The organism is Nocardioides halotolerans DSM 19273 (assembly GCF_000422805.1).
In the GTDB taxonomy this organism is placed as follows: Bacteria; Actinomycetota; Actinomycetes; order Propionibacteriales; family Nocardioidaceae; genus Nocardioides; species Nocardioides halotolerans.
In genome coordinates this window covers 504,496-524,410 of the sequence record NZ_KE383922.1, presented here as the reverse complement: position 1 = coordinate 524,410, position 19,915 = coordinate 504,496, and the positions used below count along the sequence as shown (strand labels likewise).

20 protein-coding genes are annotated in these 19,915 nt (G+C 72.0%); 13 read left to right on the top strand and 7 right to left on the bottom strand.

The window, feature by feature from the left end:
• Nucleotides 1–35: 35 nt before the first annotated feature.
• Genes tatA through G514_RS0113160 form a run of 3 tightly spaced genes read left to right on the top strand, consistent with a single transcriptional unit; the run spans nucleotide 36 to nucleotide 1,577 of the window.
• A complete protein-coding gene (gene tatA / locus G514_RS0113170) occupies nucleotides 36–341 on the top strand; it encodes a Sec-independent protein translocase subunit TatA (RefSeq protein WP_051247429.1) in 306 nt (101 codons plus the stop codon).
• Between the two features lie 10 nt (nucleotides 342–351).
• Nucleotides 352–1,191: a twin-arginine translocase subunit TatC gene (tatC, locus tag G514_RS0113165; RefSeq protein WP_028652123.1), complete on the top strand. Its 840-nt coding sequence runs from the start codon at nucleotides 352–354 to the stop codon at nucleotides 1,189–1,191.
• Nucleotides 1,188–1,577: a hypothetical protein gene (locus tag G514_RS0113160; protein ID WP_028652122.1), complete on the top strand. Its 390-nt coding sequence runs from the start codon at nucleotides 1,188–1,190 to the stop codon at nucleotides 1,575–1,577. Before tatC ends, G514_RS0113160 begins: the two co-directional genes overlap by 4 nt.
• Here the strand turns inward: G514_RS0113160 and G514_RS0113155 are convergent.
• Nucleotides 1,570–2,181, bottom strand: coding sequence for a hypothetical protein (locus tag G514_RS0113155; RefSeq protein ID WP_157544782.1), 612 nt, complete (start codon nucleotides 2,179–2,181; stop codon nucleotides 1,570–1,572). The two genes, G514_RS0113160 and G514_RS0113155, sit on opposite strands and share 8 nt — an antisense overlap.
• A 277-nt stretch (nucleotides 2,182–2,458) precedes the next feature.
• Between G514_RS0113155 and G514_RS0113150 the strand changes: the two genes are divergently transcribed.
• Entirely contained in the window at nucleotides 2,459–3,355 is an 897-nt protein-coding gene (locus G514_RS0113150; RefSeq protein ID WP_028652120.1) for a diacylglycerol kinase, read from the top strand.
• A gap of 67 nt (nucleotides 3,356–3,422) precedes the next feature.
• Nucleotides 3,423–6,209: a DEAD/DEAH box helicase gene (locus G514_RS0113145; RefSeq protein WP_051247428.1), complete on the top strand. Its 2,787-nt coding sequence runs from the start codon at nucleotides 3,423–3,425 to the stop codon at nucleotides 6,207–6,209.
• On the opposite strand, the gene G514_RS0113140 is transcribed toward G514_RS0113145, so the two are convergent.
• Together G514_RS0113140 and G514_RS0113135 are read right to left on the bottom strand one after the other, a co-directional pair.
• Nucleotides 6,182–6,853, bottom strand: a complete 672-nt coding sequence (locus G514_RS0113140) for an NAD(P)H-binding protein (protein WP_028652118.1) — start codon at nucleotides 6,851–6,853, stop codon at nucleotides 6,182–6,184. The genes G514_RS0113145 and G514_RS0113140 overlap by 28 nt on opposite strands.
• 28 nt (nucleotides 6,854–6,881) lie before the next feature.
• Nucleotides 6,882–7,784 carry a 5'-3' exonuclease gene (locus G514_RS0113135; protein WP_028652117.1) on the bottom strand — a complete coding sequence of 301 codons (903 nt, stop codon included), beginning with the start codon at nucleotides 7,782–7,784 and terminating at the stop codon, nucleotides 6,882–6,884.
• Between the two features lie 62 nt (nucleotides 7,785–7,846).
• On the opposite strand from G514_RS0113135, the gene G514_RS0113130 reads away from it, so the two are divergent.
• Nucleotides 7,847–8,305, top strand: coding sequence for an Lrp/AsnC family transcriptional regulator (locus tag G514_RS0113130; protein ID WP_028652116.1), 459 nt, complete (start codon nucleotides 7,847–7,849; stop codon nucleotides 8,303–8,305).
• On the opposite strand, the gene G514_RS29895 is transcribed toward G514_RS0113130, so the two are convergent.
• Both G514_RS29895 and G514_RS0113115 read right to left on the bottom strand, forming a co-directional pair.
• Nucleotides 8,292–8,582, bottom strand: a complete 291-nt coding sequence (locus tag G514_RS29895; RefSeq protein WP_169576427.1) for a GNAT family N-acetyltransferase — start codon at nucleotides 8,580–8,582, stop codon at nucleotides 8,292–8,294. The genes G514_RS0113130 and G514_RS29895 overlap by 14 nt on opposite strands.
• Before the next feature lie 702 nt (nucleotides 8,583–9,284).
• Complete coding sequence (locus tag G514_RS0113115; RefSeq protein ID WP_084152082.1) at nucleotides 9,285–10,739, bottom strand: KamA family radical SAM protein; 1,455 nt, start codon at nucleotides 10,737–10,739, stop codon at nucleotides 9,285–9,287.
• Between the two features lie 89 nt (nucleotides 10,740–10,828).
• Between G514_RS0113115 and kdd the strand changes: the two genes are divergently transcribed.
• The 7 genes from kdd to G514_RS0113080 all read left to right on the top strand — a co-directional run bounded on the left by kdd (nucleotide 10,829) and on the right by G514_RS0113080 (nucleotide 17,795).
• Nucleotides 10,829–11,866: an L-erythro-3,5-diaminohexanoate dehydrogenase gene (gene kdd, locus G514_RS0113110; protein ID WP_036564652.1), complete on the top strand. Its 1,038-nt coding sequence runs from the start codon at nucleotides 10,829–10,831 to the stop codon at nucleotides 11,864–11,866.
• A complete protein-coding gene (kamD, locus tag G514_RS0113105) occupies nucleotides 11,863–13,449 on the top strand; it encodes a lysine 5,6-aminomutase subunit alpha (protein WP_028652111.1) in 1,587 nt (528 codons plus the stop codon). The genes kdd and kamD overlap by 4 nt, the downstream gene beginning before the upstream one ends.
• Nucleotides 13,446–14,186: a lysine 5,6-aminomutase subunit beta gene (gene kamE, locus G514_RS0113100; RefSeq protein ID WP_028652110.1), complete on the top strand. Its 741-nt coding sequence runs from the start codon at nucleotides 13,446–13,448 to the stop codon at nucleotides 14,184–14,186. The genes kamD and kamE overlap by 4 nt, the downstream gene beginning before the upstream one ends.
• A complete protein-coding gene (gene kal, locus G514_RS0113095; protein ID WP_028652109.1) occupies nucleotides 14,183–14,581 on the top strand; it encodes a 3-aminobutyryl-CoA ammonia lyase in 399 nt (132 codons plus the stop codon). Before kamE ends, kal begins: the two co-directional genes overlap by 4 nt.
• 405 nt (nucleotides 14,582–14,986) lie before the next feature.
• Complete coding sequence (gene lnt / locus G514_RS26635) at nucleotides 14,987–16,564, top strand: apolipoprotein N-acyltransferase (protein WP_245582199.1); 1,578 nt, start codon at nucleotides 14,987–14,989, stop codon at nucleotides 16,562–16,564.
• The gene (locus G514_RS0113085) at nucleotides 16,561–17,331 is read left to right on the top strand and encodes a polyprenol monophosphomannose synthase (RefSeq protein ID WP_028652108.1); all 771 of its coding nucleotides are present in this window, start codon (nucleotides 16,561–16,563) and stop codon (nucleotides 17,329–17,331) included. Before lnt ends, G514_RS0113085 begins: the two co-directional genes overlap by 4 nt.
• On the top strand, nucleotides 17,331–17,795 hold the full coding sequence (locus tag G514_RS0113080; RefSeq protein ID WP_036564651.1) for an FxsA family protein: 465 nt from the start codon (nucleotides 17,331–17,333) through the stop codon (nucleotides 17,793–17,795). The genes G514_RS0113085 and G514_RS0113080 overlap by 1 nt, the downstream gene beginning before the upstream one ends.
• 61 nt (nucleotides 17,796–17,856) lie before the next feature.
• On the opposite strand, the gene G514_RS0113075 is transcribed toward G514_RS0113080, so the two are convergent.
• Both G514_RS0113075 and G514_RS0113070 read right to left on the bottom strand, forming a co-directional pair.
• Nucleotides 17,857–18,243: an RNA polymerase-binding protein RbpA gene (locus tag G514_RS0113075; RefSeq protein ID WP_028652106.1), complete on the bottom strand. Its 387-nt coding sequence runs from the start codon at nucleotides 18,241–18,243 to the stop codon at nucleotides 17,857–17,859.
• A gap of 276 nt (nucleotides 18,244–18,519) precedes the next feature.
• Complete coding sequence (locus G514_RS0113070; RefSeq protein WP_028652105.1) at nucleotides 18,520–19,911, bottom strand: MFS transporter; 1,392 nt, start codon at nucleotides 19,909–19,911, stop codon at nucleotides 18,520–18,522.
• Between the last annotated feature and the right edge of the window lie 4 nt (nucleotides 19,912–19,915).

The window sequence follows — 19,915 nt, the reverse complement described above, 5'->3', positions numbered from 1 at the left end:
GGAGACACTCTGCACCGACCACGTGAGGACCCCTCATGACCGCCCCGCTCATCGCCAACCTCGGGCCGACCGAGCTGATCCTGATCGTGCTGGTCATCGTGCTCCTCTTCGGCGCCTCCAAGCTCCCCGAGCTGGCGCGAGGCAGCGGCCGGGCACTGCGGATCTTCAAGGCGGAGACCAAGGGTCTGATGGACGACGACGAGGCCGACGCCACCACGACGACGACCGCCACGCAGAGCCAGGCCCAGCTCGAGCTGGAGGCCAAGCAGCGCGACCTGGCCGAGCGGCAGGCCCAGCTGGACGCCGAGGCGGAGAAGCTCCAGCGCGGCGACACCGCCTGACCGCCCGCCGTTGATCAAGCGCCTCGCGGGGTTCCTCAAGGGAGGCCCGCAGCACCCGGTCGGCCCCGACGGGCGGATGGCGCTCTCCGACCACCTGCGTGAACTCCGGGCCCGTCTGCTGCGCTCGGCCCTGGTCGTCGTCATCGCGTTCTGCGTGGCGCTGTACTTCTACCACGACCTCTACCAGCTGATCCTGAACCCGTACGAGGACGCGAAGGCCCGGCTCCCCGAGGGCACCCAGACCGAGCCCGTCATCAACGGCGTCGCCGCCGGCCTGACCTTCCAGCTCAAGCTCTGCGGCCTGGCGGGGCTCGTCGCGGCCTCGCCGTACTGGCTCTACCAGATCTGGGCGTTCATCCTGCCCGGGCTGCACCCCGGCGAGCGGAAATGGTCGCGCATCTTCGCGGCCATCGCCGGACCGCTGTTCTTCGCCGGGGTCGCGGTGGGCTACTACGTGCTCCCGAAGGCGATCGAGGTCCTGATCGGCTTCACGCCCGACGAGGTGACGAACCTCGTCGAGCTGCCACAGTTCTTCTCCTTCATCAGCCGGATGCTGCTGATCTTCGGCATCGCCTTCGAGATCCCGCTGTTCGTCGTGATGCTCAACCTCGCCGGCGTGGTGTCGGGGCGTCAGCTCGGCCGCTACCGGCCGTGGATCATCGTCGCGACGTTCGTCTTCGCCGCGGTCGGCACCCCGTCGACGGACCCGTTCTCCATGCTGTTCCTGGCCATCCCGATGCTGATCCTGTTCCTCATCGCAGAGGTGATCGCGCGCCTGGTGGACCGCGCCCGGGGCCGTGGTCGCGACTCCACGGACCAGTGGGCCGACGACGAGGTGTCCCCGCTGTGACCGCGCCGGCGATCGCCGACCTCGACCCCTTCGACCTCCCGGACTGGCTGGGCGACGGACCGGTGGCGTGGGCCACCGACACGGGCCTCGGCGGACACCTCGTCGCAGGCCACCTCACCGGCGGCGCCGACGAGACCCTCGCGTGCGACCTGCTCGCCGTCGACCAGGCCTACCCGGCCCCGGTGCTCGACGAGGCCACCCGCACCCGCGTCCACCAGAGCTGGCGGCACGGGCAGGTGCTGCTGCTGAGCCGCGACGGGCGAGCCACGGTGGCGGCCCCCGGGACGTCGTGGACGTCCGAGGAGGTCCTCGTGGCGCTGACCCGCGTCGCCCGTGCGGTCGGCGCCGACCCCGCCCGCTGGTCTGTCCGGCTCGGCCTCAGCTGACGGGCTCCCCGTCCGGTAGCCGACCATCGCACCCGGTCGCGTGCGCGGCGGCCACGTAGCCGCTCAGGATCTCTGTGGCCTCCGTCGGTGTCAGCCGACTCTCGGCATCGGCGAGGGTCTCCCGGAGTCCTCGCGTCAGTGCCATGATGCCGGCCACGTGCCGGTCGTCGGGTGCGGCCCCGCAACATCGGAGCGCGTCACGGAGCCTCTGCCGCAGCAACGCGAGCTCCTCCTCGCGAAGGCGGTCGAGCTGGCTGGCCGGCACGCCGTTGCCACGCACCCGCTCGCCCTCCGCCAGCAGCTGCAAGGCCCCGAGCACCCGGATGCCGAGCTGCTCATCGGGGCCTTCGGGCAGCCGGAGCGGCACCCTCGCGGGAGTCGGCCCGAACAACGGGTCCCCGGCCGACCACGCGAGCCATCGCTGCCCGAACCTCCCGGCGATCATCGCGAGGGTCCGCCCCCGGCTGTAGTCGTTCAGGATCGCCGCCGGGCTCACCTTCATCCAGCGCGCCAGGGCGCGCACGCTGAACCGGTCAACGCCCTTCCCGGAGATCACGAAGAAGGCAGCATCGGTGAGGATCTCGGCGTACTCGCGGTCGTCCAACCGCACGAAGGGTGAGTCCATGCCTGGACCCTTCCCCATTCGTCGGCAGCCGGTGGCCGTTCTCCACAGCCTCCGGGCGCGAGTCCCCCGCGGAGCGCCTTGCTGATCGATCAGTCACCTCCCAGGGTTGCTGATCGATCAGTCACCTCCCAGGGTTGCTGATCGATCAGTCACCTCCCAGGGTTGCTGATCGATCAGTCACCCGCCGGGGTTGCTGATCGATCGGCCACCCGCGGGATGAGCGCAACGCAGTGGCCGGGTGCCCTAGTCTGCGCGCGTGGCCCGAGACATCGCCCTGCTCACCAACCCGACCTCGGGGAAGGGGCGCGGCGGGCGGGCGCGGGCGGCGGTGCTGGAGCGGCTGCGCGGCGCCGGGCTGAGCGTGCGCGACCTGAGCGGGCGGGACGCCGACGAGGCGCTCGACCTCGCGCGGGCGGCCGTGCAGGACGGCGTCGACGCCCTCGTGGTGATCGGCGGCGACGGCATGGTGCACCTCGGCGTGCAGGCCGTCGCGACGACCGGCACCGCGCTCGGGATCGTCCCGGCCGGCACCGGCAATGACGTGGCGCGCTACTTCGACCTACCGCGCAAGGACCCCGTCGCCGCGGTGGAGGCGGTCGTCAGGGGGACGACCCGGCAGGTCGACCTCGCGATGGCCGGCAGCAAGTACTTCGCGACCGTGCTCTGCGCCGGCTTCGACGCGCTCGTCAACGAGAGGGCCAACCGGATGACCTGGCCCAAGGGCCAGATGCGCTACAACCTCGCCACGCTCTCCGAGCTGCGCGTCTTCAAGCCGCTGCACTACACGCTCGACCTCGACGGGCGGCAGGTGACGCTCGAGGCGATGATGGTCTCGGTGGGCAACGGGCCGTCGTTCGGGGGCGGGCTGCGGATCACCGAGGGCGCCCTGCTCGACGACGGGATGCTCGACGTCGTCGTGATCAAGCCGATGAGCCGCACGTCGCTGGTGAAGACCTACCCCAAGCTGTTCAGCGGCACCCACACCAGCCACCCGCAGTACGAGCACCACCGGGTCCGGTCGGTCACGGTCGCGAGCCCCGGCATCACGACGTACGCCGACGGCGAGCGCTTCGGCGATCTCCCGCTGACCGTCGAGTGCGCCGCCGGCGCGCTCACCGTCTACGCCGAGGGCGGGGCGGCCTCGGGAGTGTGACCCGTTCCGTAGGGTGGGAGAAGTGAGTACCGGCGAGCTCTCCCCGTCGGAGCGGTATGCGGCGCACATGAAGCACAAGGACCACCCCGTGGTCCACGACTTCACCGCCCTCTACGACTTCCCGCTCGACGACTTCCAGCTCCGCGCCTGCCAGGAGATCGAGGACGGGCGCGGCGTGCTGGTCGCTGCGCCGACGGGGTCCGGCAAGACGCTGGTGGGGGAGTTCGCGATCCACCTGGCCCTCGCCACGGGCCGCAAGTGCTTCTACACCACCCCCATCAAGGCCCTGAGCAACCAGAAGTACCACGACCTCGTCGACCGCTACGGCCCCGACGAGGTGGGGCTGCTCACCGGCGACAACGTCGTCAACGGCGAGGCGCCGGTGGTCGTGATGACCACCGAGGTGCTCCGCAACATGCTCTACGCCGGCAGCCGGACCCTGATGGGACTCGGGTTCGTGGTCATGGACGAGGTGCACTACCTCGCCGACCGGTCCCGGGGCGCGGTGTGGGAGGAGGTCATGATCCACCTCCCCGAGTCGGTGACGGTGGTCAGCCTCAGCGCCACGGTGAGCAACGCCGAGGAGTTCGGCGAGTGGCTCGAGACCGTCCGCGGCGAGACCACGACGATCGTCGAGGAGCGGCGGCCGGTCCCGCTCTACCAGCACGTGATGGTCGGGCGGCGGCTGCTCGACCTGTTCGCCTCGTCCGACGTCGACGCCGCCGCGGGGTTCGTCAAGGAGGGCGCCCCGGTCAATGGCGAGCTGATGAAGATCGCGCGTGACGACTGGGCCAGCACCCGTCTCATGCGCGACCGGCGCTCCCCGCGCAAGGGCAAGCCCGGCTCGTCCAAGGCCAAGTTCTCCAAGGACGGCCGCAACGTCGGCAACGGGCGCCGGGTCTGGATCCCCAGCCGCGCGGACGTGGTCGAGCGCCTCGACCGCGAGGGGCTGCTACCTGCGATCGCATTCGTGTTCAGCCGGGTCGGCTGCGACGCGGCCGTCCAGCAGTGCCTCGCCGCGGGCGTGCGCCTGACCACGCCCGAGGAGCGCGACACGATCCACGCCTACGTCGAGGCCGCCTGCCACGACCTGCCCGAGGAGGACCTGCACGTCCTCGGCTACCACGACTTCCTCGACGGGCTGACCCGCGGCGTCGCCGCGCACCACGCCGGCATGCTCCCGGCGTTCAAGCACGTGGTCGAGGAGCTGTTCGTCCGTGGCCTGTGCAAGGTCGTCTTCGCGACCGAGACGCTGGCGCTGGGCATCAACATGCCGGCGCGCACGGTGGTCATCGAGAAGCTCACGAAGTGGAACGGCGAGACGCACGCCGACATCACGCCGGGGGAGTACACCCAGCTCACCGGCCGAGCCGGCCGCCGCGGGCTCGACGTGGAGGGCCACGGCGTCGTGCTCTGGCAGCCGGGCATGAACCCCCGCGAGGTCGCCGGCCTCGCCTCGACCCGCACCTACCCGCTCCGCTCGTCGTTCCGGCCGTCGTACAACATGGCCGTCAACCTGGTCCACCAGTACGGCCGAGAGACCTCGCGCGAGCTGCTCGAGCAGTCCTTCGCCCAGTTCCAGGCCGACAAGGCCGTCGTCGGGCTCGCCCGCCAGCTGCGCAAGGCCGAGGAGGCGCTCGCGGGCTACGCCGAGTCGGCCCGCTGCGACCTCGGCGACTTCCTGGAGTACGCCGGCCTGCGTCGCCGCATCTCCGACGTCGAGAAGAACGCCAGCAAGGCCCGCCGGGCCGACCACCGGGAGGAGGCGATCGAGTCGCTGCGCCTGCTGAAGCGGGGCGACGTGATCGAGGTCCCGACCGGCAAGTTCGCCGGGTACGCCGTCGTGATCGACCCGAGCTGGGACGCCGTGAACCCGCGGCCCTTCGTCGTCACCGCCGACCGGCAGGCCCGGCGGCTCGCGCTCATCGACTTCCCGGTGCCCGTCGCGTCGGTCGCCAGCCTCAAGGTGCCGAAGTCGTTCAACGCCCGCAACCCGCAGATGCGCCGCGACCTGGCCTCCGCGCTCCGGGCGCGCACGCACGACCTCGCGCCGCCACCGCCGGGCCGCGGGCGCCCGCAGCGCGGCGCGCCCGACTCCGCCGCCGAGCGGGAGATCGCAGACCTGCGGGCGCAGCTGCGCGCCCACCCGTGCCACGCCTGCCCCGACCGAGAGGACCACGACCGGTGGGCGCAGCGCTGGTTCAAGCTCGAGCGCGACGCGGCCACGCTGCGGCGCCGGGTCGAGAACCGCACCAACACCGTCGCCCGGCAGTTCGACCGGGTCTGCGAGGTGCTCACCGCGCTCGGCTACCTCGCCGACGAGGGCGGACAGGTCACCGTGACCGACCAGGGACGGCGCCTGATGCGGCTCTACTCCGAGCTCGACCTGGTCGCCGCCGAGGCCCTGCGCCTAGGCCTCTGGGACGACCTCACCGTGCCCGAGCTGGCCGCGGTGCTCTCGGTGCTGGTCTTCGAGGCGCGCCGACCGGACGACGCCTCACCGCCCCGGGTCCCCGGCGGCCGCGCCCAGGAGGTGATCCGGCAGATGGTCGGGCTCTGGGGCCGCCTCGACGCGCTCGAGCGCGAGCACCACCTCGACTTCCTGCGCCAGCCCGACCCGGGCTTCGCCTGGGCGGCCCACCGCTGGGCGGATGGTGAGGAGCTCGACGACGTGCTCAACGTCGTCGACCTCGCGGCCGGCGACTTCGTGCGGTGGACGAAGCAGCTGCTCGATCTCGCCGGGCAGGTGGCCGACGCCGCCGGCGACGGGCCGCTGCGCGACACCGCCCGCGAGGTCGTCAGAGCCGTGCGTCGCGGGGTGGTCGCCTACTCGGCGCTGGGCGACGACGACTGACGGACGGCATCGGCGACGGGCGTTGGGCCGTTGACGAGGTTCCACTGCTGCCCGACCGTGCCCGGCTCGTCCAGCACCGCCGCCAGGACCGCCGCCACGTCCGCCCGGGTGACCTCGCCGCGCTGGACGTCGGGACCGAGGGAGACCAGCCCGGTGGCCGGGTCGTCGGTGAGCCGGCCCGGCCGGATGATCGTCCACGCGAGGTCGCTCGCCCGCAGGGCGGCGTCGGCGTCGCGCTTGGCCTCGACGTAGGCGCGCCAGACCTCGCCCGTGTCCGCTGGCAGCGGGTCGTCGACGCCGATCGCCGAGACCTGCACGAACCGGTCGATGCCGGCCAGCCGGGCACCCTCGACCGACTTCAGCGAGCCCTCGAGGTCGACCGTGCGCTTGCGCTCCACGTTGCCGTCCGGTCCGCCCCCGGCGGCGAAGACCACGGCGTCGCACCCCGCGAACGCGGCGGCGAACCCCTCGGCGTCGGTCTGCTCGATGTCGAGCATCCGCACCTCGGCGCCGCACGACCCCAGCTCGGCGCGGTGCTCCTCCCTCCGCACCAGCGCGACGGGGTCGTGCTCCGAGCGGCGCAGCGCGACGTGGAGGTGGCGGGCGATCTGGCCGTAGCCGCCGACGACGGCAATCCGGGACATGTCTCCACCGTACGGACGTGGCGGTGGCTCAGCGGATCAGCGCCTCCACCAGGCGGGCCGCCGGGCTCTCGAGGTTGTAGCGGCGGGCGAGCTCGGTCACCCGCTCGGGCGAGCGGGGGGTGACGGGCCGGTCGAGACCGGTGCGGTCGACCTCCAGGTCCCGCGCCACCGCCACCACCTTCGGCGCGACGAGCAGGTAGTCGGCGGCGGCCTTGATCTTGCCCCGGGGCCCGGGGCCGAGGTCGGACGAGGGGTCCTCCGCCGCGGCGACGATGCCCTCCATGTGGCGGAACCTCCCGAGCAGGGTGGCCGCGGTCTTCTCGCCGATCCCCGCCACGCCGGGCAGGCCGTCGGAGGCGTCGCCGCGCAGGGTCGCGAAGTCGGCGTACTGAGCCGCGTCGACGCCGTACTTGGCGCGCACCCACGCGTTGTCGACCCGCTCGTGGTTGCCCACGCCCCGGGCGATGTAGAGGACGCGCACCGACGCGTCGTCGTCGACGACCTGGAACAGGTCGCGGTCGCCCGTGACCACGTCGACCGGCCCGGCTGCACCCGTCGCGAGCGTGCCGATGACGTCGTCGGCCTCGTAGCCGTCGGCTCCGCGGACGGCGATCCCGAACGCGTCGAGCACCTCGAGGATGATCGGCACCTGGACCTCCAGCGGGTCGGGCACCTCCTCGACGTCGGGGCCGGTGGCCACCTCGGCCACCACCCGGTGGGTCTTGTACGTCGGCAGCAGCTCGACGCGCCACGCCGGCCGCCAGTCGTTGTCCCAGCAGCAGACGAGCTCGTCGGGGTCGTACTGCGCGACCAGCCGCGCGATGAAGTCCATGAAGCCGCGCACGGCGTTGACCGGCGTGCCGTCGTCAGCGGTGATCTCCGGGACGCCGAAGAAGGCCCGGAAGTACATCGAGGCGGAGTCGAGCAACATCAGGCGCGGCCCGGATCTGGTCACGGCTGCATCCTGCCAGAGCATCGGACTACGCTCCCGCCGTGACATCGTCCACACTCGAGGCCACCGACCGGCAGATCCTCCAGCTCCTCGCGGGCGACGGCCGGATGTCCTTCACCGATCTCGGCAAGGCCACCGGCCTGTCGACCTCGGCGGTGCACCAGCGGGTCAAGCGGCTCGAGCAGCGCGGCCTGATCCTCGGCTACGGCGCGACGGTCAACCACGACGAGATCGGGCTGCCGCTGACGGCGTTCATCTCCATCCGGCCGATCGACCCGTCGGAGCCGGACGACTCACCGGCCCGGCTCGAGGACATCCCCGAGATCGAGTCGTGCTGGTCCGTGGCCGGCGACGAGTCCTACATCCTGAAGGTCCGGCTGGCCCGGCCGAGCGACCTCGAGGGCCTGCTCGCGCGCATCCGCGCCGCCGCCAACGTCTCGACCCGCACCACGATCGTGCTCTCCACCTACTACGAGAACCGCCCCGTCACCGGGGGATGAGCCCCTCCAGCGGGAGCGTCACCGACTGGTCGACGACGCGGTAGCCCAGCGAGTCGTAGAGCCGCCGGGCGACGTGGTTGTGGCCGAAGACGTTGAGCCCGACCACCTCTATCCCCGCGCGCGCCAGATGGTCGGCGGCGTGCTCCATCAGCGCGCGGCCCAGCCCGCGGCCGCGCTCGGTCTCCTCCACCACGACGTCGTAGACGAAGCCGGCGCGCTCCTCGTGGAACAGCCAGGCGAAGCCGACGCGGCGCCCGTCCGCCGGTGCGAGTGCCACGAGGAAGTCGTGGCCGGGGGTGTCGAGCCCCTGCGGGAGCAGACCCTCGTGCACCTCGCGGGAGCGCGCGAGCGCCCGCTCCGAGACAGGGAGGAGTCCGACGTCAGCAGGTCGCCGGCGAACTCCTCGACGGCTCCGTCGAGGTACGCCGCCAGTGCCTCGGCGCCCATCGGCTCGACCCGCACCGCGACCGTCGCCGTCGCCGGGCGGGCGGACGCCAGGTCGAGCTGCATCTGGGTGGCCGTCAGCTCCGCGGCGGGGTCGGCGGCGAGGGCCTCGTGCACCGGGTCGCCGGCGAGCACCCCGACGCCGAGGGTGCGGATCCCGCGCGGCGCCAGCCGCTCGGCCAGCAGGTGGCGCAGCGGTGCCGCGTCGGTGGGGTCGTCCAGGACGAGGTCACCGAGCTCGACGCGGTCCGGGCCGGCCGGCAGCAGGAAGAAGGTGCCGACCCGGCGGGGCGACTCCTCGTCGGCGCGGACCTCGAGGACCTCGGTGCCGGCCGGCGGCCCCGAGACGGGCAGGAGCCGGTCGACGACCGCCCAGGCCCGGGCCGCGGCGGTGTCGGCTCCCAGCCCGCGCAGGCGCGGGTGTGCCACCCGGCGAGCGACGACCTCCTCGCGCCAGGCGGCGTAGTCGTGGGCGGGCAGCGGCTCCAGGGTCAGCGGCACGCGGACAGTGTGGCCCCGCGGCGCGCCGTGGGTCTCAGTGGGCCTGCAGGGCCGCCGTACGCCGCGAGGCCTCGGCCATCTCGGCCGCCTTCAGCGCGGACTCGTCGAGCGAGGCGTGCTCGGCCCACCAGGCCTGGCCGTCGGCCGGCAGCGTGTGTATCGGGTCGTAGTACTCGTAGGTGCGGGAGAGCGCCTCGGGGTCGGTGGCCTCGATCGACGTGCGGTAGTTCTTCGTCCAGTGCGAGATGCCGCGCTCCAGGTCGTAGGACGCGAGCTGGTGCACCCACCGCTTGCCGACGAACGGCACGTCGCACACGATCCGCGGCGTCGCGAACCCGGGCAGGTAGCCCATGATCGCGTGCTGGAGGCGCTGGGCGTCGGCGACCGAGATCCGCCAGTGCTCCGAGAACGGGATCATGTCGCACATGTAGAAGTAGTAGGGCATGATCTGCGCGCCATCGAGCAGCCGGAAGCACAGGTCGAGCAGCGCGTGCGGGTCGGCGTTGACGCCGTTGAGGATCACGCCCTGGTTGCGCACGTCGCGGATGCCGGTGTCGAGCATCGCGCGGGTGGCCTCGGCGACGAGGGGCGTCACCGAGTTGGCGTGGTTGACGTGGGTGTGGACGGCGATCGAGACGCCGCGGGCCCGCGCGATCGACCCGACCCGGGTCATGCCCTCGACGACCTCCGGCTGCAGCCAGTGCTGCGGCAGCGCCATCAGGGCCTTGGTCGCGAGGCGGATGTCGCGGATGTTCTCGATCTCGAGGAGCTCGGTCAGGAACGCCTCGAGCCGGGGCCACGGCATGTTCGCCACGTCGCCGCCCGAGACGACGACGTCACGGACACCGGGGGAGCGGCGCAGGTAGTCGAGCATGTCGCCGAGGCGGTCGTTGGGCTTGCCGACGAACTTCAGCTTGTCGATGACCGCCGTGGAGTTGCCGACGAGGTCCATCCGGGTGCAGTGGCCGCAGTACTGCGGGCAGGTCGGCAGCAGCTCGGCGAGCACCTTCGTGGGATAGCGGTGCGTGAGGCCCTCGGTCGCCCACATGTCGTGCTCGTGGAGGGAGTCACGGGTCGCGTGCGGGTGCGAGGGGAAGTCGGTGCGCCGGTCTGAGAACACCGGGATCATGTAGTGGCGGACCGGGTCGGCGTAGAACGCGTCGGTCAGCGAGCCGGGGCCGGCCGGCGGCTCCTGCGGCGCCATCGTGTTCATCATCTGCGGCGGCACGAGCATCGACATCGTGGCGCGCTCGGCCTGGTCGCGCTCGAGGTCGGCGTAGAACCGCTCGTCGAGCAGGTCGCCCATCAGCTCGCGCAGCTGCTTGACGTTCTTGATGCAGTGGGCGCGCTGCCACTGCACCGACGCCCACTCCTCGGCGGTGACGTCCTTCCACCCCGGGAACCGGGTCCAGTCCGGCTCGACCAGCTCGACACGCTGGTAGGGGTAGGGCTGACCGGTTCCGAGCCCGATGGACGTTTCAATGGTCACTGTGCCACTGTAGGTGGACGATCTGCGGCCTGTCCAAAGACACACCGCAAATCATCCCGCCGACGTCGACGTTACTGAGGAGAAACTTCGTGCGCGCCAGTGATCCAACGGGGCTGCACCGGGTGCTGGACGACCGGGTGGTGCTGCCCCAGGCCGCGCGCCGGCTCGACACCCGCAAGGAGCTGTGGGCCGACGAGGTCCGGATCCGCGTCGAGCGCCTCAACCTCGACGCGGCGTCCTTCCGGCAGCTCGAGCGCACGCACGAGGACGGCGACGGCGTACGCCGGGCCGTGCTCGAGATCGTCGCCGAGCGCGGCAAGATGCAGAACCCCGAGACCGGGTCCGGCGGCATGCTCGTCGGCACCGTCGAGGAGGTCGGCCCCGAGTCCCCGCTGGGCCTGGCTGTGGGCGACCGGGTCGCCACGCTCGTCTCGCTCACGCTGACGCCGCTGGTGATCGAGGACGCCCTGGCGCGCTGGGACGGCCGCTCCGAGCAGGTGCCCTGCGACGGCTACGCGGTCCTCTTCGGCCGCTCCATCGCCGCGCGCATCCCCGAGGACCTCCCGGCCGACCTCAGCCTCGCGGTGATGGACGTCTGCGGCGCGCCGGCCCTCACCCGCCGGGTCGTGGCGCAGTACGACGAGCCGGTCGTCGCGGTGATCGGCGGCGCCGGCAAGTCCGGGTCGCTGAGCCTCGCCGCGGCCCGCTCGGCCGGCGCGCGGCGTACGGTCGGCGTCGTGCCCGTCGAGAGCGAGGCCGAGCTGCTGCGCGACTCCGGCCTGGCCGACGAGGTCGTGCTGGCCGACGCCCGCGACCCCGTCGCGCTCCGTGACGCCGTGACCGCCGCGGCCGGCAGCACCGCCGACGTCACCGTGGTCTGCGTCGACGTGCCGGGCTGCGAGGGCGGGGCGGTCCTCACCACCTCCGCGCAGGGCACGGTCGTCTTCTTCTCGATGGCGACGTCGTTCTCCGCGGCGGCCCTCGGAGCCGAGGGGCTGGCTGCCGACGTGACCATGCTCGTCGGCAACGGCTACGTGCCCGGGCACGCCGACTACGCGATGCAGCTGCTGCGCGAGCAGCCCGGCGTGCGCGCGCTGTTCGAGCGCCGGCTGGAGGCGCACTCGTGACCCGCCGGCCGAAGGGCAAGCTCGACCTCGACCCGGCAACCGTCCGCAAGGCGCGCACGCTCGCGCGCAAGGCGGGGCGCCCGATCGTCGAGATGGCCAAGCAGCACACCACGGTCAGCGTGGAGCGCGCGACCCTCCGCATGGCCGGGCTGCAGGGCGCCGACGGCGACGGCATCCCGTGGGCCAACCGGCTGCTCGACGTCGTCCGTGCGGACGTCGGGCTCGAGCACGGCGTGGCGCTCCCGGTCTGGGACGCCCTCGTGCGCCACGAGGCCGAGGATCTCGCGACCCTGGCGCAGAAGGCCGGCGCCGGGTCGGTGACGTTCCGGGTGCCGGAGGGCCGCGACGCCGTACGCGCGCGGGCGGCCGCCCGCAAGCAGGTCGGCGCCGGGCTCAAGCGCATCGACCGGCGCCGGCGCGAGCGGACGAGGATGATCAAGAAGCACGGTGACGCCCCGCGCACGCCGTGGATCTACCTCATCGTCGCGACCGGCGACATCATGGAGGACATCCCGCAGGCCCAGCAGGCCGCCCGCGAGGGCGCCGACGTCATCGCGGTGATCCGGTCGACCGGGCAGAGCCTGCTCGACTACGTCCCGGAGGGTGCCACCCGCGAGGGGTTCGCCGGCACCTACGCCACCCAGGAGAACTTCCGCCTGATGCGCGCCGCACTCGACGAGTCGAGTGCCGAGCTCGGCCGCTACGTGCGCCTCACCAACTACGCCTCGGGGCTCTGCATGCCCGAGATCGCGACCCTGGCCGGGCTCGAGCGGCTCGACATGATGCTCAACGACTCGATGTACGGCATCCTCTTCCGCGACATCAACCCGGTTCGCACCTTCGTCGACCAGCGGTTCAGCCGGCAGGTGCACGCCCGCGCCGGGATCATCATCAACACCGGCGAGGACAACTACCTCACCACCGCCGACGCCGTCGAGGCCGCGCACACGGTGACGACCAGCCAGCTGCTCAACGAGTACTTCGCCAAGGAGGCCGGCCTCGAGGACTGGCAGCTCGGTCTTGGCCACGCCTTCGAGATCGACCCCGACCTGCCGAACTCCTTCCGGCTCGAGCTCGCGCACGCGCTGCTGGCCCGCGAGCTGTTCCCGGACGCCCCGCTGAAGTGGATGCCGCCCACCCGGCACATGACCGGCGACGTCTTCCGGGGCAACCTGCTCGACGGGTTCTTCAACCTCATCGGGTCGCTGACCGGCCAGGGCATCCTGCTCGTCGGGATGATGACCGAGGCCGTGGTGACGCCCTGGCTCTCCGACCGCGACATCGCCCTCCAGAACGTCCGCTACGTCCTCGACGCCACCGGCGACCTGCACGAGGACTTCCGGCCCAGCCCCGGGGGCTTCGTCCAGCAGCGCGCTCGCGCGGTGCTGGACGACGCCGTCGGACTGCTCGAGAGACTGGCGCAGGAGAGTCTCTTGGAAGGCATCGCCGACGGCACGTTCGGGCTGATGCGCCGCCCGGCCGACGCCGGCCGCGGCCTCGACGGCGTCGCGAAGAAGTCGAGCGTCTACTACAACCCCGCGTCCGAGCTGCTGGAGGCGACGGATCGAGTGAGCGCACCATGACCATCGTCCGCCCGTACGGCGACACCACCGGCGACGGCATGGTGCAGCTGAGCTTCACGCTGCCCGTCGCGCACTCGAAGGTCGCGGAGGGGGCCGCCGTCCAGCTCGCGAACAAGATGGGCATGGACCCCGCCCTGGTCGTGCACAGCAAACCGATGGGGCCCGACTTCACGTTCTTCGTGGTCTACGGCCGCGTCAACCACCTCGTCGACACCAGCAAGGTCGAGGTGGTCGAGCGCGACTACCCGCTGTTGACGCCGAAGGAGGTCAACGCCGCAGTGAAGCGCGGCATGCGGCGCCGGCTCGTGGTCGTCGGCGGGTGCATCGGCACCGACGCGCACACCGTCGGCATCGACGCGATCCTCAACATCAAGGGCTTCGCCGGCGAGAAGGGGCTGGAGTACTACCGCGAGCTCAAGGTGGTCAACCTCGGCGCCCAGGTGTCCGTGCCGCAGCTCGTCGAGCGGGCGCGGGCGGAGAAGGCCGACGCCGTCCTGGTCTCGCAGGTGATCACCCAGCGCGACGCCCACCTGCTCAACACGCGGGAGATGTCCGCGGCGTTCCGCGAGGCCTATCCCGCCGAACGGCGCCCGCTGCTCGTCGTCGGCGGACCGCGCTTCGACGAGACGATGGCCGGCGAGCTCGGCGTCGACCGGGTCTTCGGCCGCGGCACGACGCCCGGCGAGGTCGCGTCGTTCCTCGTGCACCGGCTCGCGCCTGCGAAGGTTGCTGCATGACCGCCCCCGAGGTCGGCACCAGCGTGGTGCACCGCCGCTACGTGCCGTTCTCCGACGCCCACTACGCCGGCAACCTTGTCGACGGCGCCTACTCGATGAAGCTGTTCGGCGACGTCGCGACCGAGCTCTGCATCCGCACCGACGGCGACGAGGGCCTCCTCGCGTCGTACTCCGACGTGCAGTTCCACGCCCCCGTCCGCGCCGGCGACGTCCTGGAGATCACCTGCACGCTGACCCGCGTCGGCACCCGCTCGCGCGGGCTGGACCTGAGCGTCCACGTCGTGGCCCGGGGCGAGCCGACCGTGGAGCGTCCCGGCGCGGCGCGGCCCTTCGACGAGCCTCTGCTCGCGACGTCCGCGACGGCCACCGTCGTGGTTCCGCCGCCCGCGGGCTGACGCCGCCGGGGCCACCCGTCCGGTCGTACCGACACGCTTGCGCGCGACACGCCGCGCCTCCAGAAATTCTGAGAACTCGGTGCTGCCGACGGGGTGGCCGTTGACCTGCGAAGACGCGCATCGTCGCAGGTCAGCGGGGTGTTGACGGGAGGGCTTCGGGGGAGTTGGGTATCCCGCAGTCCGCTCGTGCAGATCACGGCACGAGCTCCGGTCTCGGGTCACCGGGTTGGAGGGCGAGGTGCCATCTCCCGACGACCCGATGCCCGAGCTGGGGCTCTCCGTGAGAGCAGGGCACGGAGGGGCCCGCACCCCCTAGACAACAGCCTGACCGTGGCAGCCGGTCACGGACCGGGCTGGACCGAAGAGCTGCGGGACCCCTCCGACCCTTCTGCTTCACTTGGTGTCGTGGTGCGATCCAGAGCCCTCCTCGCCGCAGGCGCGGGGCTGGTGCTCTCGTTGGCCTTCGAGCCCGTCGCCGTCGCCTGGCTGATGCCGCTGGCCGTCGCCGGGTTCGCGCTGACCACGCACGGCCCGTGGTCCCTGCGGCAGTCGCTGCGCCGCGGCTTCGTGGTCGGTGTGTGCTTCGGCGCCGCGTTCTACCTCACCCACATCTTCTGGATGCGCGCCGTCGGCATCCCCGCGTGGCTCGCGCTGTCGGCGCTGGAGACGCTCTTCTACGGGTTCGCGGGAGCGCTCTCCGCGATCGTGCAGCGGCACCGGCTCTGGCCGGTGTGGTTCGCCTCGGCCTGGACGGCCATGGAGGTCTGGCGCAGCGGCTGGCCGCTCGGCGGGATGCCGTGGGGCCGGCTCGCGTTCGGGGTCGTGGACACCCCGGTCGCCGACGCGCTGCCGTACGCCGGGGCGGTCGGCGTCAGCTTCCTCCTCGCGCTGCTCGGCGCGCTCCTGGCCTGGCTGGTGCGGGGACCGGTGGCGGGGGAGGGCGGCCGCCGGGCGGCTGCGCTCTGCCTGGCCGGGCTGGTGGCGGTGCTCGCCGTACCGGCCCTCGCTCCCTGGACGGTCACCGCCGATCGCGAGCTCACGGTCGCCGCGGTCCAGGGCGACGTCCCCGGCAACGGCGACGACATCCTCTACGACTACCGCCAGGTCACCCAGAACACCGTCGACGCCACGGTCGACCTCGCGCGCCGGGTCGAGGCCGGCGACGCGCCGCCGCCGGACCTCGTGGTCTGGCCGGAGAACTCCACGGCCGTCGACCCGTTCGACGACGGCGAGACCAACGCCGGCATCCGGGCCGCGAGCTCCGCGATCGGGGTGCCGATCCTGGTCGGTGCCATCGTCGACGGGCAGGACCAGCAGGTGCTCAACCAGGGCATCGTGTGGGACCCCGAGACCGGCGCCGGCGACCGGTACACGAAGTGGCACCCGGTGCCGTTCGGCGAGTACATCCCCCTCCGGTCGGTGTTCACGAAGTACAACTTCTTCGACCGGCTGCGCGAGGTCGGCCGCGACATGCTCAGCGGCACGCGTCGCGAGCCGCTGGACGTCGACGGGGTCCCGGTCGCCGACGCCATCTGCTTCGACATCGCCTACGACGACGGCCTCACCGCCCAGCTCCGCAACGGCGCCCAGCTGCTCGTGGTGCAGAGCAGCCAGGCGACATTCATCCACACCGACCAGACCGACCAGCAGTTCGCGATCACCAGGCTGCGGGCGCTGGAGACGGGCCGCTGGGTCGCGGTGGCCACGACGAACGGCGTCTCGGGCCTCATCGCGCCCGACGGCCACGTCCTGGCCACGGCCGACAAGCGCACCCGCGCGGTGATGGTCGAGCGGCTCGGGCTCACCAGCCGGCTCACCCCGGCGACCCGGATCGGTCCCTGGACCGGACGGCTCGCGGCGGGGCTGACGGGCCTCGGCGTCCTGCTCGTCCTGCTCCCGTATCGTCGGGGCCGACAACAGGACGGGGGCAGGGGAGCTCCGCCGGTCCGAGAGCTGGAGCCGTCGAGAAGGGGAGGGGCATGAGCGACCTGGGGCGCGTCATCATGGTCATCCCGACCTACGACGAGGCGGACAACCTCGCGTGGCTGATCGGGCGGCTCCGCACGGCCCAGCCCACCGTCGACGTGCTCGTCGTCGACGACAACTCTCCCGACGGCACGGGCGCGCTCGCCGACGAGCTCGCCGCCGCCGACCCCGCCGTCCACGTCCTGCACCGGCCGGGCAAGGGCGGCCTCGGGGCGGCGTACCTCGCGGGGTTCGCGTGGGCGCTGGAGACCGGCTACGACGTCATCGGCGAGATGGACGCCGACGGCTCCCACCAGCCCGAGCAGCTGCACCGGCTCCTCGAGGCGCTGCTCGACGCCGACCTGGTGATCGGCTCGCGGTGGATCCCCGGCGGGTCGGTGGTCAACTGGCCGCTGCGGCGCGAGGCGCTGTCGCGCGGCGGCAACCTCTACGTCCGGATGCTGCTCGGCATCTCGATCCGCGACGCCACGGCGGGCTTCCGGGTCTTCCGCCGCAGCGCGCTGGAGAAGATCGACCTCGCCTCGGTGCAGTCCACGGGCTACGTCTTCCAGACCGACCTGGTGACGCGGTGCCTGCGGGCCGGGCTCACCGTCCGCGAGGTGCCCATCGAGTTCGTCGAGCGGGAGCGGGGCGACTCCAAGATGAGCGGCGCCGTGGCGACCGAGTCGCTGCGCCGGATCACCCGCTGGGGGCTGCGCGAGCGCCGCGACCAGCTGCGCCGGGCGCTCGGGCGCTCCAAGGGCCGACCGACCGGAGCCAGCTGATGGCGCGACGGCGTACGGGCCTCGGCTGGCTGCTCGTCGTCCTCTTCGTGGTGATGCCGCTGGTCGAGATCTACGTGATCATCCAGGTCGGCCAGGCCATCGGCCCCTGGTGGACGATCCTCCTGCTGGTCATCGACAGCATCCTCGGCACGTGGCTGATCCGGCACGAGGGTGCCCGCGCGTGGCGGGCCCTGCGCGAGGCGCTCGACAGCGGCCGGATGCCGGCCCGGGAGCTCGCCGACGGAGCGCTGATCCTGATCGGCGGCACGCTCATGCTCGCCCCGGGCTTCGTGACCGACGCCTTCGGCGTGCTGATGATCCTGCCGTTCACGCGGCCGGTCTTCCGGCGGCTGCTCACCGGTCTGGTCACGAGCCGGCTGGTCGTGATGGGGCCCGGAGCAGCACGACGCCCCGGCGCCGGCCCTGACGGGCCGGTGATCCGGGGCGAGGTGGTCGACGACTGAGTGAGCAGCCGGTCGCGAGGAACGAGCGAGCGGCGTGGCCTCACACGGTTGAGCAGACGGCTCAGGCCGAGGCGCGGCGCTTCTTCGCGTTGGCGCGGTGGAGGTGCGCGGGGCCGATCTCGCCGCCGCGCAGCAGCTCGAGACGCTCCTTGAGGATGTCCTCGAGCTCCTTCTCCGAACGACGCTCGAGCAGCATGTCCCAGTGGGTGCGGACCGGCTTCTCGGCCTTCACCTCACGCTCGATGCCGGCCGTGCTCTCGCTCTCCTCGCCGCACCGCGGGCACTCCCACACCGCCGGGATCTCTGCCTCGATGGACATCGTGATCTCGAACTCGTGGCCCTGCGGGCAGCGGTAGCCGACCTGCTGGCGAGCGGCGAACTCGATGCCGCGCTCGTCCTCGAAACTCTGGCCTCCCAGCCGCGCTCCGCGTAGCGTGCGCTCCGCCATGAAGGCACCTCCAAATCGTGTTTTTTGTCCGCGTACATCGTCAGAGACGGTGTGAACCGGCCAAAGGTTGGCTGCGGACCCCCGTTGACAAGTACCCCGTCGAGCAGATAACGGTACCGAGCCCGCGAAGATTCCCCCATTCCTCGCGGCGCCCTCCGCCCAGATGCGCAGGTCAGCGGGCACGTCGGGCTCGGTCGCCAAGCCTAGCTTGTCGCGCCGCGCGGAGGCGGGACGCGGCGTACGGCGCGCCGCACGGCCGCATTGCTGAGGGAGGGGTCAGATGGTCGCCGGCACGGTGTTGCCGGCCTCGCGGATGCCGCGCTCGGGGTCGAGGCGCAGGAGGAAGAACGCCCCCAGCACGAAGAACACGACCAGGCTGACGATCGCGGGCCGGTAGGAGCCGCTGAGCTGGAAGACCAGCCCGAACAGGAGCACGCCGAACCACGACGTGCCCCGCTCGAAGGCGTTGTAGAGCGCGAAGTACTCGCCCTCGCGGCCGCGGGGGATGAGCAGGCTGAAGAAGGACCGCGACAGCGCCTGGGTGCCGCCCAGGACCACCCCGATCGCGATGCCGACGACCAGGAACAGCACGACGTTCCTGGCCGGCAGGAACATCGCCACCACCACGATCGCCATCCACGCGAAGGTGCCCCACAGGATCGCCCGGTAGGCGCCGTGCCGCGCCGCGAGCCGGCCGAAGAAGAGGGCGCCGCCGAAGGCCACGAACTGGATGAGCAGGATCGTCGCGATCAGGACCGAGTCGCCGAACTCCAGCTGCTTGGAGCCGTAGGTGGAGGCGGCGTAGATCACCGTCTGGATGCCGTCGTTGTAGAAGACGTAGGCGAGGAGGAAGGTCAGCGTCATCGGATAGCGGCGCAGCTCCTTCATGGTGGCGAACAGCTGGCCGAAGCTGCGCTCGACCAGCCCGCCCGAGCGTCGCACCGCCTCGGCGGGCGGCCGGTCGTGCAGGCGCCGGAACGGGATGATGGTGAAGCCGGCCCACCAGAGCGCGGCCGAGAGCAGCGACAGGCGGACCGAGAGCTCCTTGTCGAGGCCGATCGCGTCGTGACCGAGCACCATCGCCAGGTTGATGAGCAGCAGCAGCCCGCCGCCGAGGTAGCCGAACGCCCACCCCCGTGACGAGACCCGGTCGCGCTCCTCCTCGGTCGAGATGTCGCAGAGGATCGCGTAGTAGCTCACCAGCGAGCAGCCGCCCAGCACGCTGCTCAGGACGATGCACACCGCGGCCAGCTGCCACTGGTCGCCCTGCATGAAGAAGAGCAGCCCGGCGAAGAAGGACCCGGCCCAGGCGAAGGCCGCCATCTGCCGCTTCTTGTGGGCCGACGCGTCGGCGAAGGCGCCCACGATCGGCAGGATCACGGCGCTGAGGATCGTGGCGAAGCTGGTGAGGTAGAACGGCAGCGACCCGGCCGCGAGGTGGAGGCCGAGGAGCGTGACGGTCTTGTCGCAGGTGTCGTCGGCGTCGTCGCCGCAGCCCGCGGCCCGACCGGCGACGGTGATCATGTACGGCGCGAACAGCACCGTGAGCACGGTCGTGTAGTAGGCGGAGTTCGCCCAGTCGTACCAGTTCCACGCCCGTTGCTCGCGCTGTCGCTCGGCCTGGTCACGCAGCGGGCCGAGGTCCGCGAAGCCGGTCGGTGGCTGCATGCGC

Bases quoted from the DNA above. Each gene is read 5' to 3' on its own strand.
- G514_RS0113140 (WP_028652118.1), bottom strand. From the start codon at position 6,853: ATGTCCCGGATTGCCGTCGTCGGCGGCTACGGCCAGATCGCCCGCCAC.
- G514_RS0113075 (WP_028652106.1), bottom strand. From the start codon at position 18,243: ATGGCGGAGCGCACGCTACGCGGAGCGCGGCTGGGAGGCCAGAGTTTC.
- G514_RS0113070 (WP_028652105.1), bottom strand. From the start codon at position 19,911: ATGCAGCCACCGACCGGCTTCGCGGACCTCGGCCCGCTGCGTGACCAG.
- G514_RS0113145 (WP_051247428.1), top strand. From the start codon at position 3,423: ATGAAGCACAAGGACCACCCCGTGGTCCACGACTTCACCGCCCTCTAC.
- G514_RS0113080 (WP_036564651.1), top strand. From the start codon at position 17,331: ATGGCGCGACGGCGTACGGGCCTCGGCTGGCTGCTCGTCGTCCTCTTC.
- kamE (WP_028652110.1), top strand. From the start codon at position 13,446: ATGACCATCGTCCGCCCGTACGGCGACACCACCGGCGACGGCATGGTG.
- G514_RS0113085 (WP_028652108.1), top strand. From the start codon at position 16,561: ATGAGCGACCTGGGGCGCGTCATCATGGTCATCCCGACCTACGACGAG.
- kal (WP_028652109.1), top strand. From the start codon at position 14,183: ATGACCGCCCCCGAGGTCGGCACCAGCGTGGTGCACCGCCGCTACGTG.
- tatA (WP_051247429.1), top strand. From the start codon at position 36: ATGACCGCCCCGCTCATCGCCAACCTCGGGCCGACCGAGCTGATCCTG.
- G514_RS0113135 (WP_028652117.1), bottom strand. From the start codon at position 7,784: ATGTTGCTCGACTCCGCCTCGATGTACTTCCGGGCCTTCTTCGGCGTC.